Annotated in this window: 8 protein-coding genes; 2 read left to right on the top strand and 6 right to left on the bottom strand. The window is 55.5% G+C overall.

The annotated features are described in order from the left end of the window. Positions 1-891 precede the first annotated feature (891 nt). The 6 genes from M6D81_RS30735 to M6D81_RS30760 all read right to left on the bottom strand — a co-directional run bounded on the left by M6D81_RS30735 (position 892) and on the right by M6D81_RS30760 (position 10,594). Positions 892-3,333: an iron-containing alcohol dehydrogenase gene (locus M6D81_RS30735; RefSeq protein WP_262681386.1), complete on the bottom strand. Its 2,442-nt coding sequence runs from the start codon at positions 3,331-3,333 to the stop codon at positions 892-894. 337 nt (positions 3,334-3,670) lie between these two features. Next, positions 3,671-5,350 (bottom strand): type 2 periplasmic-binding domain-containing protein, encoded by a 1,680-nt coding sequence (locus M6D81_RS30740; protein ID WP_262681388.1) that lies wholly within the window; start codon positions 5,348-5,350, stop codon positions 3,671-3,673. A 208-nt stretch (positions 5,351-5,558) separates the two neighbouring features. Continuing rightward, positions 5,559-6,434 carry a carbohydrate ABC transporter permease gene (locus tag M6D81_RS30745; RefSeq protein WP_262681389.1) on the bottom strand — a complete coding sequence of 292 codons (876 nt, stop codon included), beginning with the start codon at positions 6,432-6,434 and terminating at the stop codon, positions 5,559-5,561. Beyond that, positions 6,434-7,357, bottom strand: a complete 924-nt coding sequence (locus tag M6D81_RS30750) for an ABC transporter permease (RefSeq protein WP_262681391.1) — start codon at positions 7,355-7,357, stop codon at positions 6,434-6,436. Before M6D81_RS30750 ends, M6D81_RS30745 begins: the two co-directional genes overlap by 1 nt. A 392-nt stretch (positions 7,358-7,749) precedes the next feature. Continuing rightward, complete coding sequence (locus tag M6D81_RS30755; RefSeq protein ID WP_262681392.1) at positions 7,750-8,826, bottom strand: response regulator transcription factor; 1,077 nt, start codon at positions 8,824-8,826, stop codon at positions 7,750-7,752. After that, a complete protein-coding gene (locus M6D81_RS30760) occupies positions 8,819-10,594 on the bottom strand; it encodes a cache domain-containing sensor histidine kinase (RefSeq protein ID WP_262681393.1) in 1,776 nt (591 codons plus the stop codon). The genes M6D81_RS30755 and M6D81_RS30760 overlap by 8 nt, the downstream gene beginning before the upstream one ends. A gap of 187 nt (positions 10,595-10,781) precedes the next feature. On the opposite strand from M6D81_RS30760, the gene M6D81_RS30765 reads away from it, so the two are divergent. Next, positions 10,782-13,925, top strand: coding sequence for a GNAT family N-acetyltransferase (locus tag M6D81_RS30765; protein ID WP_262681395.1), 3,144 nt, complete (start codon positions 10,782-10,784; stop codon positions 13,923-13,925). Between the two features lie 22 nt (positions 13,926-13,947). Next, a complete protein-coding gene (locus M6D81_RS30770) occupies positions 13,948-14,823 on the top strand; it encodes an amidohydrolase family protein (RefSeq protein ID WP_262681396.1) in 876 nt (291 codons plus the stop codon). Positions 14,824-14,906: the final 83 nt, after the last annotated feature.

Consider the following 14,906-nt stretch of genomic DNA (forward strand, 5'->3'; position numbering starts at 1 on the left):
CTCGATTTGCCGGGCTATGTGTGCATTTTGAGCGATAGAACGTTACTTGAGGCGGACGGGGTACGATTGGCCGGGCTATGTGTGCATTTTGAGCGATAGAACGTTACTTGAGGCGGACGGGGTACGATTGGCCGGGCTATGTGTGCATTTTGAGCGATAGAGCTCACTTTTCGGCTCTTTTTCCGGGCTATGTGAGCATAATGAGCGATAGAGAGCAACTTTGAGGCGGACGGGGCTCGATTGGTCGGGCTATGTGTGCATTTTGAGCGATAGCGCACACTTTTCGGCCTTTTTTCCGGGCTATGTGAGCATAATGAGCGATAGAGAGCAACTTTGGGGCGGACGGGGCTCGATTGGTCGGGCTATGTGTGCATTTTGAGCGATAGCGCACACTTTTCGGCTCTTTTTCCGGGCTATGTGAGCATAATGAGCGATAGAGAGCAACTTTGGGGCGGACGGGGCTCGATTTGCCGGGCTATGTGTGCATTTTGAGCGATAGAGCTCACTTTTCGGCTCTTTTTCGGCGGCTATGTGAGCATAATGAGCGATAGAGAGCAACTTTGGGGCGGACGGGGCTCGATTGGTCGGGCTATGTGTGCATTTTGAGCGATAGAGCTCACTTTTTAGGCTTATCCTGTGGCCACGTGACCATTTTGAGCGATAGGAGGCTACTATGGCACTCTCCAGACAAACCACATCAAAGGCGGCGGCCGCACTCGCGACCACCGCCTCCCGATTCAGAGCTCTTCTCCCATATATATGTTTTCACTCAGCTTCCCGCCTTGCCGCTTGCTCCCACTATTCACTGGCTTCCTCACTTTCGCTCTGCCTGCTGTTTACTTATTCATCTCGGCAATTATACTCTCAGCTCTACCTCGCTCACTCCCACTCTTATTCGCTCAGCTCGACAAGGCCGACGCGTTCTTCCGCTTCTGCCCATGTCTTCACGCATTCTACGAAGCGCGCCGGCTCGTCCGTCGCGTACCAAGTGATGCCGATGTCCAGCAGATCGCTCATAGAGCGCTGGTCGAAGCGGAACGGCAGCACCTCCAGATCGATGCCCGCCGCCAACGTGACTTCTAACGCTTCCTTCAAAAATTCGGCCTCAAGCTCATATGGCCATAAATCCGAGCCATGCCCGTCATTCAGGTGAAGCTGCACTTGATCCAGCCCTTCGAAGCCCGATTCCCGAGCCGCCTGGAACGTCCCCTTAATCTGCTCCGCATTGCCGCCGATCCATAGCATGCAGCGGACGCCATCCGCTATCGCCTTCATCTCGGCACAATTGCTCTGCACATAATGCGTGAAGATCACCTGCTCGTTCACCTTGTATCGATCAATCAATGCGCCAAGCTGGTGAAGATCCACTTCCTTCAGGTCCAAATAAACGAGCCGTTCCGGTCGCCCCTGCATCGCCTGGAACACTTCCTCCAGCGCAGGAACCCGCTCGTCGGCGAACTTGGCGTCGAATTTCACGCCGGCATCCCAGGCGGAGACTTCCCCGAATGTCAGCTGCGAGACAGGCACATTCGCGATCTCGGAAGGAGCCGTCGTCGTACGCGCCAGCGTCGCATCGTGCAGGCAGACAATTACGCCGTCCTTGGTCGTGCGAACGTCCGCCTCCGGTATGCCGCCCAGTCCCCAGGCATATTCATTCGCTCCCATTGTGTTGTCCGGCGCCTCGTAGGCGCCGCCGCCGCGATGCGCCTGCCAATACACCTTGTCCGCTCTTCTCGTCACGTACTCCCTCTCCTCCCAATGCTTCCATTGCCGCTCCGATATTTCCTCCGACCATTGCTCCAACAGCCCCAATTGATCGGCAAGCTGGAGAATCGTGTAGCGGCTGCGCACTTCCTTCGCATATCGCAGCGCGTAAGCTGAATCTTGCTTGGTAATGTTAAGATCCGACGGATGCAAGGCCGCGCCGGCCTGCTCCAATATTCGCTGTGCATACGGGACGAACTCCAGGCATGCCGCTAGCTGCCGCTTCAGTCCATCCCACCGCTCATGCAGCCGCTTCATCCGCACATCCAATTCCTCTTGAGGCAGGAACATCACTTTATTGGCCTTCACCAAATCCACGGCAAGCGGACCGTAGCCTTCATAGATGTCCTTCTCCCAGCGCGCCAGCTCCTCCGGCGTCTTCGCCGCCATGGCTAGCTCACGGGCATCCAGCTCCAGCAGCCGATCATACATCTGCAGGATCATTAACGTCGCCACGCCGACCTTCAAGCCGTGCAACTCGGGCGGCAGACCCCGAAGCGCATGCTTCATCTCCCAATAGTGGGACAAATGATGCTCCGATCCCGAAGCCGGTCTGGAGTTGCCCAGCATCCCCATGGCAATGCCGGATAAGATAAGCCCCTCCATTAACCGCTTGATTGCTGTCGCATCTACCCTCCGGTTCTCTGCGCAGACATCAAGCTCCCGCTCAACTTTACTCTCAACAACGTCCTCGCTTCCCCGGTCCGATCCACTCTCCGCAGCACTCGTCAATCCCGCTTCACTCACCACACCACTCGCCGTTCCCGCTCCACTCTCCGCAGCACTCGCTAATCCCGCTCCGCCCTCCGTACCACTCGCCATATCGCTCACCAATCCCGCTCCACTTCCCAGCCGGGCGGCCTGCTCGGCACACGCCTCCACGGCTTGCATCATCATGTCCGCAATCAATGGGCAGTAGTGTTCTTCTTCCACGACGCTTGCCAGTTGCCAATCCGCCAGTGCCGTCAGCTTGCCCAGCATATCGCCGACGCCTGCGGCTATCATCGGAGCAGGCGCTTGTCCAAGCAGCGTCAAGTCTCCCACGATCGCAACAGGCGACACCGCATGGTACGTCACTTTAAATCCGTCGATGATAAGCGGTGAGCCGCCGGATGCGAATCCGTCCATGGAAGGAGCTGTTGCTACAATAATATAAGGAATGTCCAACTTGTAGCTGAGATAACGAGCAATATCGTTCAGCGTTCCCGATCCTGCCGCCACAATGCAGTTCGTGCCAAGAGGCAGCTCCACCAGCGCCTGGCCAAGTGCAAGCTCGTCGGCATAGACCGGCTTGCCGCGCAGAATGCAAGACGCCACCTCATGCCCCTTATCCGACAAGTGCTCCTGCACACTGCGCCCAGCGACTTCATATGTGACCTGATCGGAGAGAAGGAATAGCCGACCGCCCAGCTTCAGCTCCTCCAGCACATCATGGACGCGTCCAAGCGCCCCTTCCTCCAACACAACCTTCCGCAGTTCAACCCGGTGATGCACCCCGCATTCGCAATTGAGGCTTGAAGCCGTCCATTCCTCCAGCGACCGTTGCAATAGATCCCGCCTGTCCATCATTCTCCCAACTCCTTCCTTTACCATCAAGCATACACAATATGCGTGTCAAGTACGAGACAAGAATCCCCCAGAACGCATCGCGCTCTGGGAGATTTTCTTTAATTAACTACAATCAGCAAAGTGACTTAAAGATGAGCTTATCCCTCCTGCTAATGAATACAAACTGTATTTTGTGTCATTAGTAAGGCCATATCTTCATTCTCACACGACTACAGTTGGAATAAGTACAGTAGATGCCCCTCAAAGTTGTTTATTTCAATCTATACATCAGGTACGCTACCGTTCAAACTAGCCAGTGATCTCCTTCCGCTATCGCCTTCTCATTCACTCCGCCAGCCTACTGAATACCTTCCGCCTTCGCCTTCTCATTCACTTCCGCAATCGCCTCTTGCAGCCCTTTGTCGTCATAGCCCGCGGCGATCTTCTCCCACTCCGCAGCCGGATCTCCTTTGCCCAACATCAGCTTCGTGATATCCTCGGACGGATTAATCGCGCCAAGCTTCGCCTTGGCAGGCGTGTACATGAACTGAATCGCATAGTTCGTCGGGATGGGCTCGAAGCTGTCCAGATGATGCTTGAACGCTGCATGGGACAATGCAATAATGTCTTCACCGTAATTGATCGTATTAATTTCGCTGTCCTCGTATTCCATCTGCTGATTCCATGCGGCAAGAGGTCCGAACAGGTAATGCAGGGACGGATACTGCTCGCTGAACCCTACGTAAGTGCCGTCTTCATTTTTGTCGCGCGTAATGACGAACTTGTCGCCCTCCTTCTTGTAGTCCACGCCCTCGAAGCCGTAAGCTTTCACCGTCAGGAATTCGTCTGACAGCAAGTAATCGTACAGTTGCAGAATGCGGTCCATCTTCTCATCATCCACTGCGCTGCTGAAGTAGCTCTCCGACCAGAATGCCACATTCGTGAAGCGGTATCGCTTGCCTTCCTCATTCGCCCAGGATACCGGGATTACAGCGACCGCATCCTCGAACTTCACATCCGGATTGTACTTCTCCCACGCCGTCTTGTACTGCTTCAGCGCATTCGGAGTCGCTTGTCCGGCGAGCGCGCCCACCTTGCCCTGTCCGAACTTGTCGATGCCGTCATTCGTCTTCATAATCGCAAAGTCGGGATCGATCGCGCCGTTAGCGAACAGATTGCGCATCTGTACGGCGACGTCAGTCATTTTCTCCGAAGCGTAGTAAGGAATGTACTGGCCGTCCTCCTTCACCCAAGAGCCGTTCGCAATGTTCGGCAGCGTCCCCATCGCAATCGACGTCAGCATCGAGCTGGAACGGAATGTCAGGCCGATCGTATCGTCCTTGCCATTGCCGTCGGGATCGTTCTTCGCGAATGCCGTCAGCATGGCGGAATAGTCCTTATACGTTACAGGCTCCTGAAGGCCGAGCTTGTCCATCCAGTCCTTGCGCACGACAAGCGCCTTGTCCAGCGCCCAGGAGTCATTGTCCCGGTACGTAAGGCGAGGGATCATGTAGAACTTGCCGTCCACCTTCAAGTTTTGCGTATCCGGCAGGCTCAGCACCTTCTCCACGTTCGGATATTTGCTTAGATCGTCCGGCAGCGGGCGGATAATGCCCTGCTCGATCCACGTATAATACGTCTCTTTATTAATAAAATCATGGCTGAATACGTCCGGCAGCTCGCCGGATACGCTCCACAGCTGCAGCTTCTCCTGATAGTCGGAGTAGCTGATCACCTTATCGACCACTTTCATGTTGAAGTCCTTCTCCAGCTTCTTCAGGAACTCGTCGTTCTCGCGGTTGGGGAATGCCTTGCCGATGTTGAAGTACGCCATCGAGATGTCCAGCGTCTTGTCGTTGTTGCCGCTTGCCTTCCCGGAATCGTTGCCTGCATTCGTCTCTTCCGACTGCGTGGCCGCAGTCGCCGCCGGCTTGGAGCCGCCATTCTGCCCATTATCGGACGCCGATCCGCATGCGGAGATTAGCGTACCCATTAAGACCAGACTCAACATTACAGACAACTTACGCTTGCTTTTCATGATGAAGCCTCCCTGAGAATATGTGTTTTATATTTTTAAGACGAGCATGTCGTCCTAAAACGGGGTTGGTCTTGCTTATCGTGTTAATCAATCTAGACGTGCTAATCAGTCTTGTTGTCCTAATCCGTCTCGCGCTAATCAGTCCTGCCGCTCCCAACTGACATCTCTGCTTCCCTTTCACCAGCCGGCTCAAGCGGCCGATGCCCGGCTATTCCTTCACGGCGCCAAGCGTTGCCCCCGCCGCAAAATACTTCTGCAGGATCGGATAGACAAGCATGATCGGCGCCATCGTCATAATGACGCTGGCCATCTTCATCCCGTCGGGATACGTGTTCGACAGCTGGGCGATCATCGTCGCACTCATATCGTCGCGGGCCATCTTCGTCACATCCATCAGCATCTCTCTTAGGTACAGCTGCAGCGGATGCATGTCCGGTTCCAGCACGAACAGCATCGCATGGTACCATTCGTTCCAGCGGGCCACCGCATAGAACAGCGTAATGGCGGCTAGCGTCGGCAGCGAGATCGGCAGCACGATACGGAACAAGATGAATATATCGTTGGCGCCGTCAATCTTCGCGGACTCCTCCAGACTCGGAGGAATGCTGCGGAAGTGATTAATCATAATAATCAGAAAGAACGTATTGACCGCCAGCGGCAAGATCATAACGCTCATCGTATTGATCAGATGCAGCCCTTTGATCGTCAGGTAGTAAGGAATGAGTCCGCCGCTGAACAGCATCGTGAAGATAATGCCGGACATCATAATCTTTTGACCGGGCATTCCCTTCTTGGACAGGGCGTACGCGCCGCATGTCGTCACCAGCATATTGACGAACGTTCCAACAAGCGTGACGATCGCCGAATTCAGATAAGCCGTCCCAATATAGCTACCCTGCAGCACCATCCGATACGAGGACAGATCGAAGCTGGTCGGGATGAGATAGAAGCTCTGCTTGGCAACGGCGGACGGATGGGCGAATGACGTAATGACCACATTATAGAAGGGCAGAATCATCAGGAATGCCAGCAGCAGCAAAACCGCATGTATCGTATAGTCCGCCCAGTTCATCGTTCTTCGCATTAGACAAGCCCCTCCTGTCCGATCCGCTTCACCGCTCGGTTGGCGGCAATAAGCAGGATGCAGTTAATGACGCCCTTGAACAGGCTGATCGCTGTGGATGTTCCATAGCTTGATCCCACGGCGAACGTACGCCGGTACACATAGGTGTCGAGTATGTCCGCGACCTCATAGACCGCCGGATTATACAGATTGAATATTTGATCGAAGCCGCCGCCACCGGAGCTCATCATGCCCCCTACATTTAATATGAGCAGGATGGCAATCGTCGGCTTCAGCATCGGCCAAGTGACATGAATCATTTGCTGGAACCGGTTCGCACCGTCAATGCTTGCCGCTTCGTACAGTGAAGGCGGAATGCTGGCGATCGCCGCCAGATAGATGATAGCTCCCCAGCCCATGTCCTTCCATATGCTGCTTCCGAACAGCAGGCCACGGAACGAGGATGGGTCTACAAGCAAGTTCACCTTCTCGAAGCCTATCATGACAAGCAACTGGTTCAGCACGCCCGCCGAGCCGAGGAAGTTGATCAGAATGCCGCTTACGATGACCCAGGACAAGAAGTGTGGGAACGTGTAGACGACCTGATAGAACTTCTTCATGCTCGCCTTGCGCACCTCATTCAACAGCAGCGCCACGACGATGGGTACCGGGAATTCAATCAGCAAGCGTCCGAAGGCGATAATAAGCGTATTGCGGAATGCGATCCTGAAGTCGTTCAGTTGGAATATCTCCGTGAAGTTCGCAAGGCCGATCCATTCACTGCCCATAATGCCCGCCGAATAGTTGAACTCCTTGAACGCGAGTATGATGCCGTACATCGGCACGTATTCGAAGATGAAGTAGTAGAGGAGCAGCGGCAGCGCCAGTATATAAAAGTATTTGTAATCGGCTATTCGCTTCCATAGTCTCGAGCGCTTCGTCATGGCGTCATCTTCCCTTCTTCTGTTGCAGCGGTGGTGTTGCCGTGCCGTATACCCACACTATAAAGCAAGTCGCGCCGCGCTCATATGAACATTCCTCATGCGTTATATGGACAAATCATCTTTACAACCTGTCAACAAAAAAAGCGCTACGACACGAGCGCTTCGACACTAACTTTATTGGTTGGCTGCTTGCTAATCACATAAGCTTTCACTTTTCGGCGATACGAGGCTCGCTTGACGGGGTTATGTGACCAAAATGAGCAATCGCGCACCATTCCCACTGCTTTTCCGAATCTATGTGATCATTTTGAGCGATAAGCCCTTACTTGCTTTAGTACCTAAGCAGTAACGACCTATCGTACAAAATACAGCGAGGCTACTTTTAAAGTGAGCTAATATCGCGCATCTCGATATGCGGTCGGTGTCATACCGGTGTGCTTCTTGAACGTTCTTGCGAAGTAGAAGTAATCGCGATAACCCGTCCGTTCCGCGATGTCGCTCACGGGAAGCGCCGATTCGCGCAGCAGACGCTGTGCGCATTCCATCCGCATAGCCGTCACATACTGCGTGAAATTCGTTTTCATCTCTTTCTTGAACAGCTGGCTCAAGTAGTTAGGATGCATATAGAAGCGCTTGGACACACTCTGCACCGTAATATTGCGATGATAGTTCTCCTCCAGATAGCGCAGGATCTCCCTCAGCTGAGGGTTACCCTGCTTCTCCTGCTTACCAGGTCCCTGATCTCTTCGCTGATCACGCCATTGCCCTGACGGCCCCATCTGCTGATTCGACGACATACCTCGCAATGGTCCAACACGCTGCACCTGAACTCCGCTCTCCAGTCGATTCGACAGCTGGCTCGCTTGCTGCACCTGCAATCCAGCCATCTGCTCTACCGGCCGCCGCTCCATCAGTTGTTCCGGCAGTCGGGCTTCCCGCTGCATCGCCTTCAGATCCGCCGACTGCACCGACTGCTGCTGATCCGCCGAGCGCACCGCCGCATCTTGACCCGCCGACTGCGTTCCCCGCAGCCCCTTCGCCTCTTGCAAGCCCTCCTTCCCAGCCCCACGCTGCTCTTGCATCTGTCCCGACTGCTTGTCCAGCCGCGTCTTGATCCGCTGTACGACATCGGCCAGCTCTCCGCGATGGAACGGCTTGACGCAATAGCCGGCAGCGCCCGAATTCATCGCCTTGCACGCATACTCGAACTCTGCATGGCCGCTTGCCACGACCATCTCGATCGCATAATCCTGCTCCTTCACCTTCTGAATCAACTCTAACCCGTTCATGCCCGGCATCCGTATATCGACGAACGCCAGATCGGGCTGCAGCTTCGCAATGCGATCATAAGCGTCCAGCCCGTTATAAGCCTCGCCTGCAATACGGAAGCCGTACCCTTCCCAGTCCAGCGCTTTCTTCAAACTCTCAACAATCCATCTCTCATCGTCAACCAACAGCACTTTATACACTCTGCTCACCTCGCAATGGAATCTTCATGGTCACAGTCGTCCCTTCACCGCACGTACTGTCAATAGACAACCGGCCCGCATCGCCATACAGGAATCGCAAGCGCTTGTCTACATTGACAAGTCCGATATGGTCCTTCACTTCAAGCTCCCGCTCATGATCGCTCAGCTTGCGGCGAATCCGCTCCAGTACGGCTTCATCCATGCCTGCGCCGTCATCCTGAACCGACATGACCAGATGGCCTGTTGCATCCTTCCGGCAGCTGATCGCAAGCGTGCACTTCGTCATGCTCGGTTCAATACCGTGCAAGAGCGCATTCTCGACGATGGGCTGGAGCACCATCTTCGGCACATGACACGACAGCTCTTCCTCACCGTATGCCCGCACCGTCTCGAAGCGGTCGCCGAACCGGATCTGCTGCACCTTCAGATAAGCGTCCACCATAGCCGTCTCCTCGCGCAGAGTTACCGTGTCCTCCCCCTTCACACTGTAGCGGAATACCTCCGCCAGTCCGTCCGCCATATCGTACAGCTCGTCCACTTCCTTATAGGCCGCAATTCCCTTCATCGTCTCCAGCGTATTGTACAGGAAGTGTGGCTGAATCTGGCTCTTGAGGAAAGCCAGCTCCGCCGCCTGCTTCATCAGCTCCAGCTTCATTAACCCCGTACGGGCATATACCAGCTTGTCTGTCAATGTGTCAATCTCGCGAAGCAGCAAGTTGAACTTGTTCGCCATTAGCGTAATTTCCTTATACCCCTCCAGCGATACGCGCTCTTGGAAGCCGGATGAGCTGCCAAGCCTGATGGAGTAGATGAACTGGATGAACTTGCGTAGCGGCTCCAGAATATGCCGGCTCACCCGCCAGAAGAACAGCAGCACGATCAGCAGCAACGCAACCACACTATACGATACGATCCGCTGCACGTCCTCCAGCCCCGAGAACAGCTCGCTCACCGGTATTCTGCTCACAATCGCGCCCCCCAGCTCTGGCAGCGGCTCCCGATGAACGATATACGTCACCCCGTCGTCCCCACTCCTTCTTGTTCCCCATTCGATACCGGGGTCAGTGAGGTAGGGAACCAATGTCCCTCCAATGCTGGATAAGTCGTTGCTGGAGTACACATGGTCCTCACGATCGAGGATATAGAATTGCCCCGATGTTTTCTGGGAGATGGTCCGAATCTCCGGCGCGATCGCGTAGACGTCGGCCAGCAGCAGCACATAGCCGATCTTGGTGCCGAATGCACGATGTTCCCCTTGGGAATACACCGGCAGCGCGGCGACGATGCCCCGCTCCACCTTGGTTCTGTTCCATTGCTCCGCCGTATAGTAATAGCCGCTCGACCTCTCCGGAATATCCCGCTGCGGAATGACTTCCCCACAGCCGTTGCAGTTGAAGGAATTGCCGTCCAGTCCGATGATGGCGACATCGACGATGCCCTGTCTCAACGATTTCAAGTTGACAATCAGCTTGGATATCTGCCCATACAGCTCATACCGCATCACAGGATCCTGCTCCGTAATATATTGCTGGACGATTTCGTTATAGCCGATGGCGGCCATCACCCGATTCATCGCGTTGACATTGGTTCCGATATTATTGCGTATCGTGAGCAGCAGCTCCTTCGTGTTATCGCTGTTCTTCTCATAGATCAGCTTGCTGTACTGCCAGAACGAGAGCGCGCTGATGGCGCTTACCCCCAGCAAGACGATCAAGCCTATGCTGACTAACTGCCACTTGATGGAATGCCGGCGCAAGAAGCGAAGCATGACTGACTCATCCCCTTCAACAATATCCACACAGTATAACGGGGGCATGTTAGCGCAGTGTTAATAAGCCGCAATCCCCATCATCCAGGTTGAGATCGTTTAAAACCATTTGAGCTACTTTACCACCACCCCCAGTTGACTTACAATTAATTGAATAATGTCAATATTATTCATGCGAGGTGAGAACATGAGCCCGGAACAATCCATTCAGCAATTGCAAATTGTGGAATACGACCCCAGCTATGCCGGAGCAATCGCTGAGATGTGGAACGAAAGTCAAGACAGCTGGGGCGGCGGCAATCATGTACGCACGGCGGAGCTGGTGGCGCGCGAGATCGAGAACGGCGACCATCTGCACGTATTCCTGGCTGTAATCGGAGCCAAAGTGGTCGGCTATTGCAGCTTCGCATATTACAAGCATGATGAAGGCGCGCTCTACGTGCCTTTATTGAACGTAAGCCCCGCTTACCACGGTCATAAGATCGGAAAGTCCCTCATTCTCACAGTCGTTAAGAAGACGGTCGAGATGGGCTGGCCGCGCCTCGATCTGTTCACGTGGGCAGGGAATACGAAGGCCGTTCCGATGTACAAGAAGTGCGGATTTTTCTGGGAGAAGAAGGACGACTCCGTTCATCTGATGAATTTCATCCCGACTGTACTGCAGACTGAAGCGCTGCTCCCCAGTATGGAGAAGCTGGATTGGTATGCCGACAGCATGCGCACGCTGGATATCTCCCCGGATGGCCGGAAGGAGAACGGATTTGAATATTACACCTATAACTGGAAAAATGACATAGCTAAGCTTCGCGTGGAATTCGAGAAGACCGGCAGAGGACTGCGCCTGATCGAGACCGACGAATATATCATTCATACGGAGATCGAGGGGCATGATCTGGTGTTCGGATACAGCTATGCTGTCCGATACGTCGTCCGCAACAAGACGGGCAAGCCGCTGGAGTGTGCGGTCCGGGGCGTTGATCATAAGAACATTCGCTTCAGGCTGGAACAATCCGCTGTCGTAGAGGATACCTGGATCGTAGAGGGCCAATTCCAGCTTGGGGCGGTGGCGGAGGAGCAGAGCGACTGGAAGACGCATCCCGCCGTTACCGCCGTATGGACCATTAATGGGCGTGAAGCGACGTTCCGGACGGGCATCGCTCCGAAGTTCCCCGCCAAGGTGGAGCTGGCGGTCGCCGAGCAAGAGCAGTATGCCGACGTATCTTCCGAAGCGTTCATGACGTTCGAGAATCATTATAATGAAGCGGCCGAATTCCGATTCGCATTGCCTCCGGCCGATTTCATCACCTTCGAGCAGCCGCAATTATCCGTCTCCATTCCGGCGAACGGACGGGCAACCGTCCCGATCCGGTACACCTTAAGCGACTACGGTCTCTACTCCGAAGACGTGTCGATTACGGCCATGCCCGAAGGCAGAAGTGAATCGACCTACGTATGCAAGCTGCATGGCATGTTCAAAGGGAATACGGGGCGATTCGGCGGCGATGTCGTCCACTCCTGGGTCGCCGTGAACGGTTCCTACACGCTCTCGTTGAACAAGACGTCGAACGAAATGTCGCTGTCCGGCTGGGGCGGCGCCGCTCCCTTCACATGGTACGCGCCGCGGATCGGCAAGCCGTTCTCTTCCGAATTCGTCCGGAAGAGAGCCGAGCAAGTCTCCGTATATGCAGATGGAGACGCCATGGTCATTGAAGCCAGCTACCCGTCGGACGATTTCCCGGGATTGACGGTCATCTCGTACGGGCGGCTGCGTGCGAACGGGCTGGCTGAGCGCTGGATGGAAGTGCGCAATGACAGCGCCTCGGACGAGAGATGGCCGGAGGGACTGTATGTGAACGAGCCGTTCTATATGGACTGGGAGAAGCTGGTACTACCGTATGACGGCCGCTATTATGATCTGACAGAGCCGCATGCGGCAGACAGCGACGATTGGGAGCTTGAACGCCTATCCGAGAACTGGCTGTTCAGCCGCTCCGGCAAGGAGACTACCGGCTTCTGCTGGCATCCATCGGCCGAGCTGATTCCTACGGAGTGGCACTTCGGCATTGCATATCCTATCGGAGCGCCAGCCCATGGAGATACGACGTATCGCACTCCCCCGACAGTGCTGGCTGTCGGCACATACCCGGACTGGTGGGATTTCCGCTCGCTGGCTATGAAGCGCCGAGAGGCTTTCCGTCCCTTGCTGAGCGACCCCTGCGAGCTGCTGCCGAAGGAGCTCAACCCGTTCACTCGCGATGCCGCCGTGCTGGAGCTGAAGCAACATCGGAATCAGCCTCTGGACGGCATAGCGCAGCTGTCTTCGTCGCAGACCCGCTTCGAGCCGGAGAGGCAGACCTTCCGTCAGGAGGATGAGCGATATGCATCGTCCTTCAAGGTAGACGAGACAGACGAGCAGGCGGACAATCGCCATCGGGAGATCGAGACGGCGGAGCTGACATTCGAAGCGAAGGAGCTGACCTTCCGCCGCAGTGCCGCATACATTCCAATGTCCGACGCCCCCATCACGCAGGTGATACGACAGGGTGCGGCCGGCGAGCTCTACAACTGCAGCAACGGCACGATGCGCATCGAGGCATCGCCCGCGTTCGGCGCAGCGCTGCATTCTCTCCAGTACAGAGGGGAAGAGTGGCTCGACAGCTCCTATCCCGAGCCCGGTCCCCGCTCCTGGATGAATCCGTGGCTTGGCGGCATATCCGCATCGTTGCCCGGCATGTCGCCGCTCAGCCTGTCGGAGGAGACGCACAGCGCGGCATTCGCATCGTTAACCGATAACCGCGGCAACGTATGGAGCGGCATCGAGCTGCGCACCTCGATTCGCAAGCATGAGAAGTGGCGGGGGCTGGAGCTTAGCCTGTACGCACTGATGCTGCCGGGTTCGCCCGTGCTCTGCTGTGTGGTGCGGCTGAGCAATCGCTCCGGCTTGTTCCACACTAACAGACCGTTCAAGCTGACCGCCTCGCTGTCGCCCGGCGGCTCCTTGCAGAACGGCTGGGTGGAGCCGTGTGAAGCTGGCGCTATCCGCTACCGTTGCGGTATAGTGGGGATGGAGATTCGATCGGAAGGTATGCTACGCATGAGCTCCGATGACCGCTCCGCATTGCTCCATGCCGTGAATCGCCATCCGGGCTCGGAAGGGCTGCTTTATACGAATAATGCTCTGATCGAATACGCTGTCGAACAGCGCAAGTCCATTCGGGACGGCGCTTCCGTCTGGGGCGATCCGGTATTCTTCACTTTTGGAACGACACCGCTCGCGTATAAGCAATTGAAGAGCTTGGTCGAGCTCCAATTCCATCAAGCCAATCAGTAGGAACCAGGGAGGTTGGCCGACAATGCCAATTATAGATGTTCATATTCATTTGTCCGACATTGAGAGCTTCCACCATACGGCGCGGGATCTGTCCGGCGTGGATTATAGCGTGGCGGGGCTGCAAGCGGAATTCGCAGACAATGACGTGGTGCTGGGTATCGGCATGGGCGTGGAGGAGCAATCCCGAGGCGCGTTCCCCGATACGACGGCAAGCAATCCGATGGCGCTGGACCTGGCCAGGCCGATGCCGCCATTCCTGATGGAGTGCGTCGGCATCAATCCCGTCCAACTGGCCGCTCCGAACAGTCTGGAGCAATTGGACGCGATCGAGCGGCGCCTCGCTTCGCCGGATGTGGCCGGCATCAAGCTGTACGCCGGTTACTATCATTATTATGTGACGGACCCCGTATACGGGCCTATCTATGAGCTGGCCAAGCAATACGACGTACCTGTCGTCATTCATACCGGCGATACCTATTCCATCAACGGGCTGCTGAAGTATTCCCATCCGCTGACGGTCGACGAGCTCGCTTATCAGCAGAGAGACGTTCGCATCATGCTCTGCCATCTGGGCGATCCGTGGGTGATGGATGCGGCGGAGGTCGTGTCGAAGAATCCGAACGTCTACGCCGATCTCTCCGGCTTGCTCGTCGGTGAGAAGCGGCAATTCAGCCGCTTCGAGAGCGAGCAGCTGTTCATGGACCACTTCCGCCGTGCACTCATCTATGCGGACCGCTACGACAAGATGCTGTTCGGCACCGACTGGCCGCTAGCACCTATCGACGTCTACATCGACTTCGTGCGCCAGCTTGTTCCCGAGAAGCATCACAGCGACGTATTCTATCGCAACGCGTTCCGCGTATTTCCGCGAATCGCGCAGCGATTGGAGCAGTTATGAGGGGAGTGAACGAAGAGAGGGCTGTTGGAGAATATCCAGCAGCCCTCTCTTCGTCAAGCATCGTCCGTTTTAATCGCCTAACC

It is taken from the genome of Paenibacillus sp. J5C2022 (assembly GCF_025567625.1).
Lineage (GTDB): Bacteria > Bacillota > Bacilli > Paenibacillales > Paenibacillaceae > Pristimantibacillus.

Coding starts and splice junctions, on each gene's coding strand:
- M6D81_RS30735 (WP_262681386.1), bottom strand. CDS start 3,333: ATGATGGACAGGCGGGATCTATTGCAACGGTCGCTGGAGGAATGGACG.
- M6D81_RS30740 (WP_262681388.1), bottom strand. CDS start 5,350: ATGAAAAGCAAGCGTAAGTTGTCTGTAATGTTGAGTCTGGTCTTAATG.
- M6D81_RS30745 (WP_262681389.1), bottom strand. CDS start 6,434: ATGCGAAGAACGATGAACTGGGCGGACTATACGATACATGCGGTTTTG.
- M6D81_RS30750 (WP_262681391.1), bottom strand. CDS start 7,357: ATGACGAAGCGCTCGAGACTATGGAAGCGAATAGCCGATTACAAATAC.
- M6D81_RS30760 (WP_262681393.1), bottom strand. CDS start 10,594: ATGCTTCGCTTCTTGCGCCGGCATTCCATCAAGTGGCAGTTAGTCAGC.
- M6D81_RS30765 (WP_262681395.1), top strand. CDS start 10,782: ATGAGCCCGGAACAATCCATTCAGCAATTGCAAATTGTGGAATACGAC.
- M6D81_RS30770 (WP_262681396.1), top strand. CDS start 13,948: ATGCCAATTATAGATGTTCATATTCATTTGTCCGACATTGAGAGCTTC.